This is a genomic window from Microbacterium murale (assembly GCF_030815955.1).
In the GTDB taxonomy this organism is placed as follows: Bacteria; Actinomycetota; Actinomycetes; order Actinomycetales; family Microbacteriaceae; genus Microbacterium; species Microbacterium murale_A.
The window spans coordinates 2,747,932-2,765,897 of the sequence record NZ_JAUSXK010000001.1 but is presented as its reverse complement, the minus strand read 5'-3'; the positions used below and the strand labels follow the sequence as shown (position 1 = coordinate 2,765,897).

The 17,966-nt window shown below is 65.9% G+C and carries 11 protein-coding genes; 8 read left to right on the top strand and 3 right to left on the bottom strand.

Annotated features, from left to right (window positions below; all coding sequences use genetic code 11):
• The first annotated feature begins 15 nt into the window (after window positions 1-15).
• Genes QFZ46_RS13475 through QFZ46_RS13465 form a run of 3 tightly spaced genes read left to right on the top strand, consistent with a single transcriptional unit; the run spans window position 16 to window position 4,176 of the window.
• Complete coding sequence (locus QFZ46_RS13475; RefSeq protein ID WP_307362323.1) at window positions 16-2,370, top strand: glycosyl hydrolase family 95 catalytic domain-containing protein; 2,355 nt, start codon at window positions 16-18, stop codon at window positions 2,368-2,370.
• A gap of 16 nt (window positions 2,371-2,386) precedes the next feature.
• On the top strand, window positions 2,387-3,085 hold the full coding sequence (locus QFZ46_RS13470; protein WP_307362321.1) for a ThuA domain-containing protein: 699 nt from the start codon (window positions 2,387-2,389) through the stop codon (window positions 3,083-3,085).
• Window positions 3,070-4,176 (top strand): Gfo/Idh/MocA family protein, encoded by a 1,107-nt coding sequence (locus QFZ46_RS13465; protein WP_307362318.1) that lies wholly within the window; start codon window positions 3,070-3,072, stop codon window positions 4,174-4,176. The genes QFZ46_RS13470 and QFZ46_RS13465 overlap by 16 nt, the downstream gene beginning before the upstream one ends.
• Window positions 4,177-4,194: 18 nt before the next feature.
• Here QFZ46_RS13465 and QFZ46_RS13460 read toward each other — a convergent pair whose 3' ends face one another.
• A complete protein-coding gene (locus tag QFZ46_RS13460; RefSeq protein ID WP_307364607.1) occupies window positions 4,195-6,549 on the bottom strand; it encodes a glycoside hydrolase family 2 TIM barrel-domain containing protein in 2,355 nt (784 codons plus the stop codon).
• A gap of 354 nt (window positions 6,550-6,903) precedes the next feature.
• On the opposite strand from QFZ46_RS13460, the gene QFZ46_RS13455 reads away from it, so the two are divergent.
• Window positions 6,904-8,229, top strand: coding sequence for an enolase C-terminal domain-like protein (locus QFZ46_RS13455; protein WP_307362316.1), 1,326 nt, complete (start codon window positions 6,904-6,906; stop codon window positions 8,227-8,229).
• Here the strand turns inward: QFZ46_RS13455 and QFZ46_RS13450 are convergent.
• The gene (locus QFZ46_RS13450) at window positions 8,184-8,990 is read right to left on the bottom strand and encodes a FadR/GntR family transcriptional regulator (RefSeq protein WP_307362313.1); all 807 of its coding nucleotides are present in this window, start codon (window positions 8,988-8,990) and stop codon (window positions 8,184-8,186) included. The genes QFZ46_RS13455 and QFZ46_RS13450 overlap by 46 nt on opposite strands.
• 121 nt (window positions 8,991-9,111) lie before the next feature.
• Between QFZ46_RS13450 and QFZ46_RS13445 the strand changes: the two genes are divergently transcribed.
• The 4 genes from QFZ46_RS13445 (at window position 9,112) to QFZ46_RS13430 (ending at window position 14,283) form a co-directional block, all read left to right on the top strand.
• On the top strand, window positions 9,112-9,846 hold the full coding sequence (locus QFZ46_RS13445) for a ThuA domain-containing protein (RefSeq protein ID WP_307362310.1): 735 nt from the start codon (window positions 9,112-9,114) through the stop codon (window positions 9,844-9,846).
• A gap of 392 nt (window positions 9,847-10,238) precedes the next feature.
• Window positions 10,239-11,222, top strand: a complete 984-nt coding sequence (locus QFZ46_RS13440) for an ABC transporter permease (protein ID WP_307362305.1) — start codon at window positions 10,239-10,241, stop codon at window positions 11,220-11,222.
• Window positions 11,223-11,227: 5 nt separating this feature from the next.
• Entirely contained in the window at window positions 11,228-12,181 is a 954-nt protein-coding gene (locus QFZ46_RS13435) for a carbohydrate ABC transporter permease (protein ID WP_307362303.1), read from the top strand.
• A 2-nt stretch (window positions 12,182-12,183) separates the two neighbouring features.
• Window positions 12,184-14,283: an alpha-galactosidase gene (locus tag QFZ46_RS13430; protein ID WP_307362302.1), complete on the top strand. Its 2,100-nt coding sequence runs from the start codon at window positions 12,184-12,186 to the stop codon at window positions 14,281-14,283.
• A gap of 67 nt (window positions 14,284-14,350) precedes the next feature.
• On the opposite strand, the gene QFZ46_RS13425 is transcribed toward QFZ46_RS13430, so the two are convergent.
• Window positions 14,351-17,632, bottom strand: a complete 3,282-nt coding sequence (locus QFZ46_RS13425) for a glycoside hydrolase family 2 TIM barrel-domain containing protein (protein WP_307362300.1) — start codon at window positions 17,630-17,632, stop codon at window positions 14,351-14,353.
• Window positions 17,633-17,966 lie beyond the last annotated feature (334 nt).

Here is a 17,966-nt window from a genome sequence, read left to right as displayed (position 1 = left end):
GGAAGGAATCGCGCCGTGCCCATCAGAACCGGATTCTGGAGCTCATCCACTGCTCTGGATTGGGAGCACGGTCTCGTCGCAGGCACGGGCTCACTCGGCGCCGTGCTGTCTGGTGCACCCGCGCGTCACATCGTCCACATCTGCCATGAGGAGTTCTTCCTACCGGTGAACTCGGCGATCGCCGCGCCGCGCATCGCCTATCGGATCGATGAGGTCCGTGCGGCCGTCCTCTCCGAGGACTCGGATACCGCAGCCCGGATCACGTCCCTCGCCGCCGCGAAGGACGGATACGACGGGCGGATGATCTGGACCGACCCGTTCGTCCCTGTGGCCGCGCTTTCGTGGACCCCTGACGGGCCGACTGAGGAGTCGACCTACCGTCGGGTCGGAGACTTCACGACGGGTCGCGTCGAAGTTGAATGGGTCACCACTGCCGGCGAATGGAGCAGCATCGCGCTGATCCCCGACCGTGCCGATGGCACCTTGACTCTCGAACTCTTCTCCACCCGTGAGGTGGACGGCGTGCTGTCCCTCGACTTCGGCCCCGACGAGCCGGGGCTCGGCGATTACCCGTCGACGGACTACGGCATCTTCCTGACACCGTCCGAGCCTCTGTTCGAAGGCGGCCGACTGATGGTCGACGTCGAGGTCGACGCGGAGACCCTGCCCCCATTCGTCCGCGAGCATCCACCAAGCCTGTCGCAGCCCACCGGCGCGCGGGTCGAGGTCGACGTTTCCGTTGATCTCGACCCCCGCCCCGTGGACGGCGGTGTGCGGGTGCGGGTCCCGGCGGGCGCGACCGTGAGCCTGCCGATCCGGGTCGAGCTGTCCGGCGGACTGGTCGGGTCGACACCATCGTCGACGGCCTCGCATGCCTCGCTGTTCGCGGCGTCCTCGCTCGATCTGCACAGCGGCGTGGAGGACTCGGTCTCGTACGACGCCGTGCTGGAAAGCGCGCGCGCAGGAGACGCAGGCTCCGTGCTCGCGGCGCTCGAGCTCGCCTTTGCTGCAGGGCGCCACACGATCATCTCCTCGACCGGGGTGCTGCCTCCTACGCTGGTCGGCATCTGGCAGGGAACCCGACGGCCGGCCTGGTCGGGAGATTGGACGCAGAACGGCAACGTGCAGCACGGCGGAGTGGCTTCCCTGGTCGCATCAGGCACCCCGGAGCTGTTCACGTCCTACCTACGGGCGATCTTCCGCCACGTCGAGGACTACGCCGAGAACGCAGAACGGGTGTTCGGCGGCGAGGGCTGGCTGCTCCCCGCGCGCTTCGATTCGCACGGGCGCAGCAATCATTTCGCCGCGGCGCATCCCCATCTCTACTGGATGGCCGGGGGCGCGTGGGTGCTGCGCCTCGCGTGGGATCAGTTCTCCGCGACCGGGGACCTCGAGACGTTACGCGAGTATGCGTGGCCGCTTGCCCGCAACGTCATGGCGTTCGCGACATCGGTCGTGTTCGCGGACGACACGGGAACCCTCCACCTTGCACCGTCGTACTCTCCGGAGAACACTCCGGCCAACCGCACCAATCCCCTCGCGGTCGACGCGACGATGGATGTCGCTGCATTCCGCGACGCCGTGCGCCTCGGCATCCGGATCGCCGACCTGTTGGGTGAGGACGTCGACCGCGCAGCATGGGAATCGTTCGCCGATCACCTTCCGCCGTACCGCGTCGCGGACGGCGGGACGTTCGCCGAATGGCTTGATCCGGCGTTCGACGAGCAGCTTGCGCACCGTCACGTCTCACAGCTGTACCCGTTCTGGTACGAGGAGGATCCCGCGGCCCAGACGCCAGAGCTCCGCGCGGCGGCGCTCGAGACGATCCGCCGGAAGCTGGGATGGCGGGATGAGCGACCCTGGGCCGGACGGGACGGCCGCCAGGAGATGGCGTTCGGTCTGGTCGGACTGGGTCTCGCGGCAGCTCGGCTCGGCGATGCGGAGGCAGCGGTGCGGTGCGTCGAATCCCTCGCCCGCGATTTCTGGCGTCCCAACGCCGTGTCCACGCACGACGGCGATTCGATCTTCAATGTCGACGCGAGCGGGGGGCTGCCCGCCGTCGTGATCGAGATGCTGGTCCAGTCGCAGCCCGGATCGCTGACGCTTCTGCCGGCGCTGCCCGCGTCATGGCCTTCCGGCTCTATCCGGGGCGTGCGTGCGCGTGGTGGCGTCGTGATCGACGAGCTGACCTGGGACGCCGACGGCGCGACGGTCTCCCTCGAGCTCGTGCCCGGCTCTGATGCGACCCGCCACGGTGACATCGTCACGGTGAGCGGTCTGGGCACCGCCCTATCGGTAGACCTGTCGCACGGACCACGCACCGTCAGACTCGAGCGCACTCCCGAAGCCCAGCCGCCTGCTGGTCACTGAACCGAAAGCCAACAACATGCAGCAGAACAAACAGGCCCTCATCGTACGCGGAGGATGGGACGGACACGAGCCCGTACAGACCACCGACTCGGTGATCCCGTTCCTCGAAGGACAGGGATTCGAGGTCCGGGTCGAAGAGGGGACGGCCGTCTACGCCGACGCCGAGATCATGGCCCCCATCGACCTCGTCGTGCAGGTAAACACAATGAACACCATCGCCGATGCGGAGCTCTCCGGGCTGATCGCGGCCGTTGTCGCGGGCACCGGACTCGCCGGATGGCACGGCGGCATCGCGGATTCATATCGCAACAGCGCCGACTACCTGCAGCTGATCGGCGGGCAGTTCGCCCATCACGCGGCGGTGCCGAAGGAGGAGCGGACGGGTGATCAGGCCGACAATTATCTCGACTTCACCGTGAACATCGTGCCTGAGCGGCGCGATCACCCGATCGTGTCGGGCATCGAAGACTTCAGGCTGCACACGGAGCAGTACTGGGTGCTCTCCGACGCCTACAACGACGTCCTGGCGACGACCGAGATCGTGCACCGCGACTTCGACGCCTGGCATCACCCGTTCACGACTCCGGTGGTGTGGACGCGGCTGTGGGGTGCGGGACGGATCTTCGTCTGCACCGGCGGTCACAAGCTCGAAGTGCTGGATGAGCCGCCTGTGCGGACGATCGTGGAAAGGGGACTGCTGTGGGCAAGTCGTTGAACGGGGACGCTGTCGCTCCGCTGAGAGTCGGAGTTGTCGGCGTCGGCTTCATCTCGGGGATGTACTTCGAGACGCTGCGGCGGATCCGAGACGAAGTGCGCCTCGTCCGTGTCGCCGATCTGGACATCGAGCGCGCCACGACCGTCGGCGCCGCCGAGGGAGTACCCGGCGGCAGCGTCGACGATCTCCTCGCGGATCCGGAGGTGGACATCGTGCTCAACCTCACGATCCCCGCGGCGCACGCGGACATCTCTCTGCGTGCCCTTGAGGCCGGAAAACACGTCTACGGCGAGAAGCCGCTCACGGTGACGCTCGCGGAGGGACGCACCGTGCTCGAGCTCGCACAGCAGCGAGGGCTCTGGGTGGGCTGCGCTCCGGACACGGTTCTCGGAACCGGCATCCAGACCGCCCGTCGTGCAGTGGATGACGGGCTCATCGGACGACCGATCGCGGCGACGGCGACCATGGCGATCCCAGGTCACGAGGCGTGGCATCCGAATCCCGACTTCTACTACGCGCCCGGAGGTGGGCCGCTCTACGACATGGGCCCGTATTACCTGCACGCACTGATCACACTTCTCGGCCCGGTCGCGCGGGTGTCGGCTGCCGCATCGCATCCACGTGACGAACGGGTCATCGCCACGGGCCCGCGCGCCGGCGAGCGCGTTCCCGTGCTCACCGAGACGCACATCACCGGCCTGCTCGAGCACGTCGGAGGCGCGACGACGACTCTCACGATGAGCTTCGACACCGTGGGTACCCGAGCGGTCCCGATCGAAGTACATGGTCTCGAGGGATCGCTGATCGTGCCAGACCCGAACGAATTCAACGGGACTACGCTGCTCAAGGTCCGAGGCAAGGACTGGGAACCCCTTCCTGTGTCGGCGGGTTACGAGGACAGCGCCCGCGGTTTCGGTTTGCTCGATTTCCACCGCACCGCGGCCGGAGACATGCCGCGCGCGGACGCCGGCATCGCGTTCCACGCTCTCGAGATCATGGAGACCATGATGACCGCCTCCGTCGAGGGACGGCGGCTGGATCTCGGTCCTGCGGCGGATCGGCCGACGGCGGTGCCCTTGACCTCTCTCTGAGGGGTGCAGGCCGGCGCGTCAGACCGCCTGCACCTCGACGGAAGCGGATGGCAGTCCCGGCGCGGAGGCGATCACCACGATGCGACCCGCCCCCGTCGGGCGGACGACAGCGAGCGCGCGCCCGTCGTAGAGGCGATGGCGGGAGCCGCTGAACGATTCCTCGGTCTCGGGTCGTGCGCTGCCGAACCCCTGGAGCTCACCCGGACCATCGATGTCGACCTCGACCTCCAGGTCGCCGTCGGTCGCCCGTACTCCGACGTCGTCCACGAGCTCGACGACGACGAACGCGAGGCGCTGTCCGCCCGTATCCGGCGTTGAGAGCTTTGCCCTCAGCGCGAGTCGACGGTCGGTCCCGGCGGTCTGCAGCGCCGCCCGCTCGGCCGGTAGTCCGTCGCGCAGGGCGACAGCCTCCAGCCTGCCCGGCGCGTACGGAACTGCGAACAGCGCGCGGTAGCCGTGTGAGGCGCCCGCGGGCTGTCGCCCGAGCGACGATCCGGCGACGAACAGCTCCACCTCCGCCGCGTCGCAGTAGATCTCGACCTCGAGAGGATCCGTTCCGGCATCCGGCCACGTCCAGGACTGAATGCTGTCCGTCCACGACCATGGAGCAGCCTTCATCTCACGCCCGCGGGTGTGCGGCCGCCGCACAGCGATGAAGGGCTCGGCGCGCAAGCCGAAGACGATTTCGCGATAGTAGGACGCGGGGCGCCGTTCACCCGTGATGTCGATGTCGCCGGCGAGCGAGATGAGGAAGGGGTACGCGCCGAGCGCCCCGCTGCCAGGTTGGTCGTCCCTGTAGTGCATGCGCCCGAGGCCGGGCTCACCGAGATAGTCCCACCCGGTCCACGTGAAGTCGCCGATGACATGAGGGTTCGCCAGGACGAGCCCCCACAGGCGGTCGATCCGGGTCGGGAAGGTCTCCGACCCGACGATGACGCGGTGCGGGTACCGCTCATGATCGAGCACGTAGCGGGCGTCCTGGTAGTTCATCCCGGCGATGTCGAGCGCGCCGTAGGCTTCTTCCGTCAGTTCGGCGACGGCATCCGTGAGGGCCAGAGAACTCATACGGTCCTCGAGACTCATCGAGCGGGCGTTGATCTCGGCCACGGGGTCCAGTGATGCCCCGCCCAGCCGTTCCGGATCGATGTCGATCGCGCCGTCCATCACGAACAGCGCGCCGTTGACGGCCGCAGTCACATAGCGGGTCGGGTCCAGCGCACGCGTCGCCGCCGCCAGCGCCCTGGTCAGTTCGCTGCCCGATCGCGTCGCCGCCTCGGGAATCTCGTTGCCAATCGAGTAGATGATGACGCAAGGATGGTTACGGTCCTTGCGGACCATCGCCTCGAGGTCGGACCGCCAGCGCTCGAGAAAGACGTCGGAGCCGTCCTCGGGCGACTTCGCCCTCGTCCAGACATCGGTGAGCTCGTCCATCACGAGCATCCCGAGCCGGTCGCAGGCGTCCAGCATCGCCCTGCTCATCGGTTGGTGGGCACTGCGGATCGCATTGAAGCCGGCAGATTTGAGGATCGCGACCCGACGCTCCTCCGCGGCATCGAACGTCGCCCCTCCTATGACCCCGTTGTCGGCGTGCACGCAGGCCCCGCGGAGCTTCACTGGCTGCCCGTTCACCCGCAGGCCGCGGCGAGCGTCCAGATGAAGTGACCGGACTCCGAAGAGCACGTCTCCGTGGTCCGTCTGCCCCTCGCCCCCGGCACCCGAGGTGAGACGCGATGTCACGCGGTACAGGTCGGGGCTATCAACGGACCAGCGCAGCGGCGCTTCCACCAGCATTCGCTGACTGACTTCCGCCTCGCCGCCGGCGGGCACGCTGACCCTGGTCCGGTCCACGCCGACCAGGTCATCCGAAGGGCTCGTGATGCTCGTCTCCAGCCACCTCACGACTGGGACGGATTCGAGGTTGCGCACCGTCGTGATGATCTGCACGAGCGACGCCTCCGCATCGTGCTCCGGGGTGGTCACGACGACGCCGTCCAGCGGAACGTGCACCCGCGGACCCACGGCGAGGTGCACGGGTCGGATGATCCCGCCTCCCGTATACCACCGAGCATCGCGGTCGGCACGAGCCTCGACAACGATCTCGTTCTCGACGCCGTAGCGCAGGAACGCGTCGAGCTCCACCACGAGAGAGGTGCTTCCGGACGGCTGCCGGATGGCGAGGTCTCCGTTCACGAAAACCGCGGCCGAGCGGTGGATGGCCTCGAATTCGAGGACGACGTGGCGATCCCTCCAGTGCGCGGGAGCGAAGATGCGTGTGCGGTACTCCCACTTTCCGCCGGGGAAGTATCCCGAGGCCATCTGGTGGGCGTCCGGGACGCGCGCCATTGCAAGCACCGCGTCGTGAGGGATGACCACTGGCCAGGGATCCCTCGAGGTCCCGTCGGTGACATCCCGGTACTCCCACGGCTGTGAATACGCCTCCCGTTGCACCCTGCTCTCCTCCTCGTCGATGAAACGTCACGCTAACATCGCGGATAGCATGTGTAAACATCTGATCTTTAACGTGGGGAGTGGCGGTAGCATTAGAAGGGTCGCGAGCGCCGTGACGCAGAGAAAGAAGACCCCAAGGCGCCGAGATAGCAATAAACTCAACGGAAAAGCGACGCGAGCACTCGAGTAGCGCGACGATCAAGGTAGAGAGAACCCCTCTACAAGAACGGTGATAGATCGAATGATGCTCGATCTATCACGAGCAAGAAGGGACGATTAATGGCGATCATCACCGGGGTGCGCGTGCACGACATACGCTTCCCCACCTCGCTTGAGGCCGACGGCTCCGATGCGATGAACAAGGACGGCGACTACTCCGCCGCCTACGTCATCCTGGAGACCGACGGCGACCTGCGCGGCCACGGCTTCACCTTCACGATCGGGCGCGGGAACGACCTGTGCACCGAGGCAGCCCGGCAGCGCGCCCAGCCACTGATCGGCCGCGATGTCGACGCACTCCTCGACGACCTCGGCGGGATATACCGCGAGCTCGCATCCGACTCGCAGCTGCGCTGGCTGGGTCCGGAGAAGGGCGTCGTCCATCTTGCGATGGCGGCGGTGATGAACGCCCTCTGGGACATGGCCGCCCGGCGTGCCGGGGTGCCGTTGTGGCGGCTCCTCGTCGAGATGACCCCGGAACAGCTCGTGGATGCCGCGGATCTGAGGTATCTGTCGGACGCCTTGACCCGACAAGAGGCCCTCGATCTCCTCCGCGCATCGGCGCCTCTTCGCCAGCAGCGCATCGCAGAACTGGCATCCCGTGGCGGCTACCCCTGCTACACGACCAGCGCCGGTTGGCTCGGCTACTCCGACGACAAGCTGCGCACGCTCCTGCAGGAGGCGGTGGACGACGGATACCGCCACTTCAAGCTGAAGGTCGGCGCCGACCTAGAGGAGGACCGTCGGCGACTGCGTGTGGCCCGCGAGATCGTCGGGTGGGACGCCGAGATCATGATCGACGCCAATCAGGTCTGGGACGTTCCCCAGGCGATCGACTGGATCAAAGAGCTGGCAGAATTCCGGCCGCTGTGGATCGAGGAGCCGACGAGCCCCGACGACGTGCTCGGGCACGCCGCCATCCGCAGGGCGGTCAGCCCGATCGGCGTCGCGAGCGGTGAGCACGGCATGAATCGCGTTCTCTTCAAGCAGATGTTCCAAGCCGAGGCGATCGACTTCTGTCAGCTGGACTCTGCCCGCCTGGCCAGCGTGAACGAGATCCTCTCCGTCTATCTCATGGCCCACAAATTCGGAGTCCCGGTGTGCCCGCACGCGGGTGGCGTCGGGCTGTGCGAGCTCGTGCAACATCTTTCCATCTTCGACTTCGTCGCCGTCTCAGGATCGCTGGACAAGCGCCTCACCGAGTACGTTGATCACCTGCACGAGCACTTCACCGATCCCGCCGTCGTCGCCGGCGGACACTACGTGCTTCCTTCGAAGCCGGGATACAGCGCAGAACTGCACGAGGAGAGCATCCAGCGGTACGAGTTCCCGACCGGCAGCTACTGGTTGGAGTCGGAGGCCGAAGAGGTGCTCGTCGTCTCGTGACCGCCTGGGCTCTGATGCGCTGGAGGCACGTCGTCCTTCACGGGGTGGTCGGCTGCGAAGACTTCGACGCCCAGCAGATGCGCGGCCATACGGATGCGTGCACGCTCGGCATCGCGCGTGCGAAGGGCAGCCAGAATGGCCCGGTGATCGGCGTGCGCCTCACCGAGGGAGTCCCGTTCCGTGATCGCGCGCCAGAGGCGCCCGCGCAATGTGCGTGTCATGAGGCTGTCGATCAGCGCCGACAGGGCCGCGTTGCCGCTCGCGACTGCGATCCGGTGGTGAAACGCGGCATCAGCATCGATGAAGGACTCCGGCTCGAGTTCACCCGTGATCAGTCCGGCATCGATTTCGGCGAGGATCTTCTCCAGTTCCTCGAACTCGTCCTCAGTGAGCCGTACCGCGGCCAGACCTGCCGACTCGGTCTCGAGCACGCGACGGACCGCGAGGAGGTCGACCGACTGGTTGGCCTCCTGCAGCCCCGCCCAGAACTCGAGGTGCCGCAGGAGCGAGCTCGCGTCGAGCTGCGTCACATACGTGCCATCGCCCTGTCTCGTCTCGAGCACACCGAGCGTGGCCAGCGAGCGCACGGCTTCACGAAGCGAGCCACGGGAGACCCCCAGCTGCGCGGCGAGTTCCTTCTCGATTGGGAGTCGGTCCCCCGCTCGCAGCTCACCCGAGGCGATCATCCGCTTCACATGGTCGATGACGTGATCCGATCTCGAAAGCGAACCCGTCGGAAAGTCTTCTGTCTCAGCTGCCACGTTCTCAGTGTACGCGGCGAGACGGAAATAGGTTCGATCAAAGTCGGACGCGCGAGCAGATCGGTACGGATCGCTTTGGCTGACGCAGAACTGCGCATTCGCGGTGGAGTAGCGTGGTTGCATGGTCACTGAAGCCCTCACAGTCCTCATCTGGAACGAGTACATTCACGAGACTCGCGATGAGAACGTCATACGAATCTACCCTGACGGCATGCACCACACGATCGGAGCAGCGCTGACGCGCCTGCTTCCCGGGGTCAACGTACGCACGGCCACCCTCCCGGAGCCGGAGCACGGACTCACCGAGGAGGCGCTCGCAGGGACGGACGTGCTGCTGTGGTGGGGTCATGCCGCGCATGACGCCGTCGAGGACACTGTCGTCGAGCGGGTGAAGCAGCACGTGCTCGGTGGGATGGGGCTGATCGTGCTGCACTCCGGTCACTGGTCGAAGGTCTTCACAAGCCTGCTCGGGACGACCGCGACGCTGCAGTGGCGGAGCGCGGGCGACCGCGAACTGGTCTGGACGATCGCGCCCTCGCATCCGATCGCGGAAGGTGTTCCGAATCCCATAGTCATCGCGGAACAAGAGATGTACGGCGAGCCTTTCGACATCCCTGTGCCCGAGGAGATCGTGTTCATCAGCTCATTCAGCGGCGGCGAGGTCTTCCGCTCGGGTGTGACCTTCACGCGCGGGCGCGGGCGGATCTTCTACTTCAGCCCTGGCGACCAGGACTATCCGGTCTACCATCACCCCGACGTGCAGCGCGTGATTGCGAATGCCGCCCGATGGGCTTCGCCCCGCTCACGCGAACGTCGAGTGCCGTCACTCCGCGGCCCCGTGGCTCCCGTCGTCTAGACGCCCCGCTCGACGCTTCCCTGAATCAGACCTCGCGCGCGAGTGCGGCCACGTTGAAAGATTGAATCAATCTGCATCTTTGGCGACTCGAACCAACGGCGTGGGCGCAGTGATGTCTTCGAGAAACTGGGATGTCGAACGACAGGGAGTGTGCCCGGAATGCCGGAATAACCGGGCATCTCAGGCTCACAGACCGGATCTATGCAGCCTCGGCCCGGGCGCATAGCGACCTAATCGAGACGCGAGCGTCGGGAGCGATTGACAGACATTGATCTGACGTTTATCGTAAAGTGTGCTGCATCGACTCAGAGAGGAGACCTGATGAACATCCGACTGAGGTCGCTCGCCCGTTCCACTTCCCCGAACTCGCCCCTCAAACTCGTGAGGTCCGCATGGTGAGCCCGCCGGGCGTCGGCCTGGACGTCGGCGGTGTCACCCGCAAACTCCGCGACCGGGGCAACTCCCGCGGATTGCGCGGTTTCAAGCGCAGCTGGCGTCGGCATTGGCAGCTCTATCTGCTGATCCTGATTCCGATCGCCTACTTCGTCATCTTCAAGTACGTGCCGATGGCGAATGCCATCATTGCTTTCAAAGATTACAACGTTATAGACGGCGTCTGGGGAAGCGACTGGGCTGGGATCAAGCACTTCGAGCGCTTCTTCAACAATCCGATGTTCTGGCCGGTGCTGCGCAACACCTTCCTGCTCTCGGCCTACGTCGTCCTGGCAAGCTTCCCGATCCCGATCATCCTCGCGCTCGCGCTGAACGAAGTTCGCTTGCGGTTCTTCAAGAACACCGTGCAGATGGTCACATACGCGCCCTACTTCATCTCGACGGTCGTGGTCGTATCGATGACCATCCTCTTCCTCTCGCCGCGGTTGGGCATCGCCGGACACGTGACGCAGTTCTTCGGCCTGGGATCCATCGACTTTCTGAGCGATCCGGACTTCTTCCGGCACATCTACGTCTTCAGTGACATCTGGCAGACGATGGGATACTCGGCCGTCATCTACCTGGCCGCGCTCGCGGGGATCGATCCCACTCTGTACGAAGCCGCGCGAGTCGACGGCGCGAGCCGCTGGCAGAAGATCCTCAACGTCGATCTGCCGGGCATCATGCCCACCGCGATGATCGTCCTCGTCCTCGGGGTCGGAAACGTCATGGCGATCGGCTTCGAGAAGGCATACCTGCTGCAGAACAGTCTCAACATCTCGCAGTCCGAGATCATCGCGACATACACCTACAAGGTCGGCTTGCTCAGCGCCGACTTCAGCCAGGCGGCGGCGATCGGACTGTTCAACGGAGTCATCAACCTCGTGCTGCTGCTCGGAGTGAACGCGATCGTGAAACGACTGACGGGAAACGGACTGTGGTGAACACGATGCTGAAAGAAGCCCCCGACAAGGCCAGCAAGAAGTCCCGACTCTCGAAGTCGCGTAACGACTTCAGGCCGACGCGCATCAAGGAGCCTGTGGTCGACCGGTGGTTCATGGCCGGCGTGTACATCCTGCTCACCACTTTCCTGCTCGTGGTGCTGCTGCCGCTCATCTACATCGTCGCCAGCTCCTTCAGCGATCCGCTCGCGGTGTCGTCGGGCCAGGTCACGTTCTGGCCGATCGACTTCACCCTTGAGGGGTACCAGCGCGCGCTCAGCGACAGCTCGATCCTCACCGGATTCGGCAACTCGCTGTTCTACACCATCGTGGGTACCGCGATCAGCCTCGTGCTCACGGTCGCGATCGCCTATCCCCTGTCCCGACAGGATTTCTGGGGTCGCCGCGGCATCACGGTTTTCGTGGTGTTCACGATGCTCTTCGCCGGCGGCATCATCCCGATGTACCTCGTCGTCCAGAACCTCGGTCTCCTCGACACCCGATGGGCGATCATTCTCCCGCAGGCGGTCGGCGTCTGGCAGGTGATCATCGCCGTCGCGTTCTTCCGGTCATCGATCCCCGACGAACTGTATGAGGCGGCCCAGCTGGATGGCGCGAGTGATCTGCGCTTCCTCTTCTCGACCGTCCTGCCGCTGTCCAAGCCGCTGCTCGCGGTGATCGCACTCATGTACGCCATTTTCCAGTGGAACTCTTATTTCGACGCGTTGCTCTACCTGCGCGACCCGGATCTCTTCCCGCTCCAACTGGTGCTCCGCAACGTGCTGATCCTCAACCAGGCCGCCCCCGGTCTGGACGCGGCCGCCGCCATGGAGCGGCAGCAGCTCGCCGACCTGATGAAGTACTCGCTCATCGTCATCTCGACGGTGCCAGTGATGCTCGTCTACCCGTTCGTCGCCCGCTTCTTCAACAAGGGCATTCTGATCGGAGCGGTCAAGGGGTGACCGTGGACCAACACACCATCACCTGGCGACCCGGCGCGATCGAGCTCGATATCTCGTCATCGGCTGATGAGCCGCCGATGGTCCAGCGGTTCACGCGCTCCGGCGACGAGAGCGCCTCCGACCCGGCATCCGCTCTGCCGATCGCCGAGGTCCACCTCGGCGGCGAGGGCTCGGGCATCCTGTCGTCGGAACGCCTCATGGGCAGCGCCGTGGGGCGCAGACTGCGCTTCGTCGACCACCGGGAATGGCACGAGGCCGGGATGGCGCATCTCGAGGTGACCGCGCAGGACCCCGTGACGCGCGTCAGCGTGATCTCACGGTGGTCCGCTTGGCCGGACCTGCCCGTCGTCCGATGCGAGACCGAGATCGTCGCAGGCTCGAAGGCCGTCGAGCTCCGCGCGGTCTCGTCCGTCGCGCTCGGCGGTATCTCGTCACCGGGAGCGCACTGGTGGCTCGACTACGAGGTCGGGTTCGCGCACAACACGTGGTTCCGTGAGATGGTCTGGCAGCGTCGCACCCCGGCTGAACTCGGACTCGACGACTCAGGGCTGGACCAGTGGGGCATCACCGGCTCCCGCGCGTCGTTCGCCATCGGGCAGCGCGGAAGCTGGTCGACCGGCGGTCACCTGCCGATGGGCGTCCTGCGAGCGCGGGATCAGTCACGATCTGTGCTGTGGCAGGTCGAGCACAACGGAGCCTGGCGCTGGGAGCTCGGAGACCAAGGCGGCGCGCTGTACCTCGTGGCGAGCGGACCGACCGACCAGAGCTCGGCATGGATGCGCCGCCTCGCGCCCGGAGAGCGGTTCCGCTCCGTTCCGACGACCCTCGTCCTCGCAGTTGATGACGACGAGCTGTTCGGCTCCCTCACCCGCGCGCGGCGCCGCGTACGTCGTCCGCACCCGGACAACGAGGCGCTGCCGGTGATCGTGAACGACTACATGAACGCCCTCATGGGCGATCCCACGAGCGAGAACATGCCGCCGTTCATCGACGCCGCGCGGCGCGCGGGCGCGGAGATCTACTGCATGGACTCGGGCTGGTACACCGACGGGGCGACGTGGTGGAACGATCTCGGCTCGTGGGAGCCATCGCTGCGCCGATTCCCCGACGGCCTGCAGGCGATGACGAGTCGGATGCGTGCGGCCGGCATGGTGCCGGGGCTGTGGCTCGAGCCTGAGGTCGTCTCGGTCTCGAGCCCCGTCGCCGACACTCTGCCGCTGGAGGCCTTCTTCCAGCGGGACGGGCAGCGGGTCATCGAGTCCGGTCGGCTGCAGCTGGACTTCCGGCATCCGGCCGCTCTCGCCCACATCGACGGCGCGGTCGAGCGACTCATCGTGGACCTGGGTCTCGGCTACCTGAAGTTCGACTACAACATGGACGTCACGCAGGGCACCGACGTGGATGCCGACAGTCCCGGTGACGGGCAGTTCGGTCACCAGCGCGTGCTGCTTGACTGGGTGCGGAACCTCATGGACCGGCATCCCGGACTCGTCATCGAGAGCTGCGCGAGCGGCGGACAGCGGATGGATGCTGCAACCCTCGCGGTGCACCCCATCCAGTCGACGAGCGACAACCAGGACCCGCTGTTCACCGCGGCGATCGCCGCGTCCGCGCCCACCGCCGTCACTCCCGAACAGGGGGCCGTGTGGGCCTACCCCGACCCGTCGTGGTCCGACGAGCGGATCGCGTTCTCGCTCGCGAACACGCTGCTGGGGCGCGTGCACCTCGGCGGTCGGCTTGATCTTCTCTCGCCGCCGCAGATGGAGCTGGTCCGGGAGGGGCTCGCCGCGTACCGAGAGACGCGTGACCGACTCACGACGGCTCTGCCGTTCTGGCCCCTGGGCCTGCCCGGCTGGCACGACCCCGTCGTCGCCCTCGGCATGCGAGACGACGAGCGTGAACTGCTCACCGTCTGGCGCCGATCGGGGCCCACCACCGTCCGGGTCCCGCTCGCGGCTCACGCCGGACGTGAGATCGAGGTGGAGATCGTGTTCCCGAAGGGCCTTCCGACGCGGGCGACCTGGGATGGCCCTGCCGGCGAGCTCGTGATCGAGCTGCCGGACGAGCCCGCGGCGCGCACGCTTAGCCTACGGCGCATATAGCCGTCGAAACCGGCGTCCCGCCTGGTGGATCCCCTCCGACGAGGCGATCCACCAGAGGCTTATGCGGTCACACCGACACGCTGCTTTCCGGGCTCGGCTGCGGGGCGACAGCGGGCGAATAGGACAGCTCGGTCTCTACGAACTCCCTGGCCGCCTCTGCGGGGTCATCCCCTGCGCGGAGCGGCAGCATCCGGTAGAGATGCTGATACGGGCCCTTGGCGGGCGTGTTGCTGTACCTGTCGGGGCGCGTCATGACATCCCAATTGCCGCCCTGCATACCTTCCTGCGCAGCATCGACACGCACCACGGTACGGTTCGACGGAGCAACCTCGTGCCAGTGCCGGCGGTCCGCGAGCTCATCCGGACTGTTGGGTTGGGCGTTGAAGAACATGCTCCCGCCGGCGACGAACAGCACACCGGTGCCGTCATGGTCCACGACCGCCACCCAGCGGGTGTCCGCCTTGTTCCCGGAGTCCTGAGGGCGGCTGTAGCGGGTGACCTGCTCCGTGACGGTGCCGGAGTACCGCCCGAAGAATGCGGAGGAGCGTCGGTCGGCAGTCGACTCGAGCGGTCCGCGGCCGTACCAGTGAATGGTGTCGAACTCCTTGCGGAGTCCGAGCGTGGTGCCGATCACCTGTGGATTAGGCGTGCCCGTCACCGGCGCGAGTCTCGACAAGACGTCGACCTGTCCGTTGCCGTGGATCGTGTAGACGATCGACTGCGGTGAAGTGGTGATCTCATCGTTCGGACGGAAGGGCACTTTCGTGGTGACGGTGCCGCGGACGGTGATCCGTGCCGCCCCCGGCATCGGCCTCACCTCGATATCGTCGACGGCCCATTCCTCGCCGACGCCGCGCCACGGCTGCGACGGCTCCGGACGCTTGACTCGAATGTCGGGGATTGCCAGCTCCGGGTCGTTCGGCGTCCGCCAGAAGTTCGGCATCAGGTCGCTCGCGAGCAGCTCCCGCTCGTCGTAGCGCAGCGACGTGAGACGTCCTGTGTCTCGGGAGACCACAGCTTCGAACCGGTCGCCGCTGACGCGGATCGAGCCGGCGTCATCGACCACGTGGACGGGCGAAAGATCTTCGGCGGCGACGCGGGTCGCATCAGGAGTCGCAACCGGGACGTCGAACTGTGCGCGGGCGACGACGTGCCCGCGCTCGGTCCAAGGGGTGACCTCTGCGAGAGTGAGCGAGATGTCCAGCCGGTACTCCGCCTCGGGGCGCGGGCTCTCGGGAATCACGAGCGGAAGCGTGATCTCGGAGCTCTCGCCTGGCCCGATGGCCAGCTCCGCACCTGGAACGGTTCCCTCCTGAAGCGGAATTCCGTCCTCGGTCAACGACCATTCGAGCGTGTGCCCCTCAAGGCCCGTGAACAGGTGCTCGTTGGAGATCGTGATGGTCGGGGTCGGCAAAGCGGGGGCGGTGACGGTGACCGGCTGGTATGCGAGCTTCGCTTCCGCGAGCTTCGCCGTGGGCGTGAGATCGGCGAGCGCCAGCCCGCTCATATGCGCGCTCTCCTCATTCGGGTCGTCGCCCCAATCACCGCCGTAAGCGATGAACTCCGCCCCGGGAGTCCCCGGCATCGGCCACCACAACCCTTTGTCGGCCCAATCCCAGAGGAAACCGCCGAGCACCAGCCCCGGATGCTCCCGAATGGCGGCCCAGTACTCGTCGAGGTAGCCGGACGTGTTCCCCTGGCCGAATGCGTATTCGATCAGTAAATACGGCCTGGGGTCGCGCTGTGCTCGGGTGATCAGTTGGGAGACGGGCGGGTAGAAGTCGCCGTCGAAGTCGGAGAGCTCCGTCGGGACGATGATCGACCCTGAGCCAGTGGGGTCTTGGTAGCTGACCGGGCGGGTCGGGTCGTGCTCTTTGGCCCAGTCGTACATGGCTCGGAGGTTGGATCCGACGCCGGACTCATTGCCGATCGACCAGGCGATGACGCACGCGTGATTCTTGTCACGATCGACCACATTCTTCATCCGCCACAGCAGCGGGTCCCGTAGTTCCGGACGGTCACCGGGGATGTTGGGCTTGCCTGCTGCGTCGACGCTGTTGATGTGGGTCTCGTTGTTGGCTTCGTCGAAGATGTACAGCCCGTACGCGTCGGCATATTCGTACCAACGGGGATCGTTCGGGTAATGCGAGGTGCGTACGGCGTTGATGTTGGACTGTTTCATGAGCCGGATGTCGGCGATCATATCCGCGCTGGAGAGCGTGCGTCCGGTCCGCGGGTTCCACTCGTGACGGTTGACACCTCTGATCGACAGCGGCTGCCCGTTGAGGAGAAGCACACCGTCAGCGATCTCGACCCGCCGGAAGCCGACGCGTGTGGAGATGCGCTCGACGACCGCCCCGGTCTCGTCGCAAAGTTCGAGGACCAGTGTGTAGAGCTCAGGGTGCTCGGCCGACCACAGACGCGGCTGCCGAACCGGCGCCGCCAGAGCCACGGTGGAATCGACCCCGACACCAGCGAGCTGTACGCGGGCGGCCTCTACCCATACTTCGGCCGCCGACACCTCGATGCCGTCGAAGAGCCGCCCCCGGACGTTGTATTCGAGCCCGGCGCTTTCACCGGAGTAGTCGCGGATGTCCGCGGAGATGTCGAGCACGGCGTCGGCGAATGCATCGTCCAGCTCGGTGCGGACAGTGAAGTCGCGGATCAGCACCGGAGATCGGGAGATCAGAGAGACGCTGCGGAAGATGCCGGAGAGCCGCACGCTGTCCTGATTCTCCAGGTAGGAACCGGTGCACCACCGATAGACCTCCACCGCGATCAGGTTGCGTCCCGGACGGAGATGGGCGGTGATCTCGAATTCGCCGGGCGTGTAGCTGTCTTCGCGGTACCCGATCTTCTCGCCGTTGATCCATACGTAGTAGGCGGATTCCACACCGTCGAACCGAAGGAAGGTGCGACGCGGCGCCCATTCCTCCGGAAGTTCGAAGGTCGTGCGGTACTGACCGACAGGGTTGTACGAGGTCGGGGCGTGCGGGTAGTCGCCGTGCGGATCGGGCTGCTCGCCGTTGCCGTTGGCCCCGGTCCACGGCAGGACGGTGTTCGTCCCGATGGGGAAGTCGTATCCGTGCAGCTGCCATGAGGAAGGCACCGGGATCGTGTCCCAATCCGCGTCGTCGACACGGTCATCAGTGAAGTCGAGCTTCCTCGACCCCGGGTTCTCCGACCAGCGGAACTTCCACTCGCCATCGAGGCTCAAGCGATACGGCGAGCCGAGCCGATCAGCGCGCATGGCCTGCTCGTGCGTCTCGTATGGCATGAGCGAGGCATGAGCAGGCTCGGTCCCCCATTCGTAGACGGCAGGGTCGTTCCACTCCGGTGTGTTCGTCATCTTGTGTCCTCTGCTGGTGTCATCGAGTCGGGTCACGTGGACGGCGTTTCGATGATGCCCATTCCCTCGCGCGTCTGCGCGAGACGGAGTCATCAGATGTTTAGCTTAGCGCAATTCCGGCGCGTGGGCGGGAACAGATACGACTTCTTGTCCCTCTCCTGCACCGGTTCCCGTGCGGCGGGACCGTCAACTCTCTCTGCACTAGATGCGGTCGCTGCTTTTCGCGAGATCCCGGAAAGTGAATATTGACAGCGAATGATCAGACGTTTACCGTGAAGTGCATACCTGCAACGCCGCAGAGCGGAACGTCCGGATGATGTGCCACTGGCGGCCG

Excerpts from the sequence above, each read along its gene's own strand:
- QFZ46_RS13425 (WP_307362300.1), bottom strand. The coding sequence starts at position 17,632 with ATGACGAACACACCGGAGTGGAACGACCCTGCCGTCTACGAATGGGGG.
- QFZ46_RS13435 (WP_307362303.1), top strand. The coding sequence starts at position 11,228 with ATGCTGAAAGAAGCCCCCGACAAGGCCAGCAAGAAGTCCCGACTCTCG.
- QFZ46_RS13440 (WP_307362305.1), top strand. The coding sequence starts at position 10,239 with ATGGTGAGCCCGCCGGGCGTCGGCCTGGACGTCGGCGGTGTCACCCGC.
- QFZ46_RS13470 (WP_307362321.1), top strand. The coding sequence starts at position 2,387 with ATGCAGCAGAACAAACAGGCCCTCATCGTACGCGGAGGATGGGACGGA.
- QFZ46_RS13445 (WP_307362310.1), top strand. The coding sequence starts at position 9,112 with ATGGTCACTGAAGCCCTCACAGTCCTCATCTGGAACGAGTACATTCAC.
- QFZ46_RS13455 (WP_307362316.1), top strand. The coding sequence starts at position 6,904 with ATGGCGATCATCACCGGGGTGCGCGTGCACGACATACGCTTCCCCACC.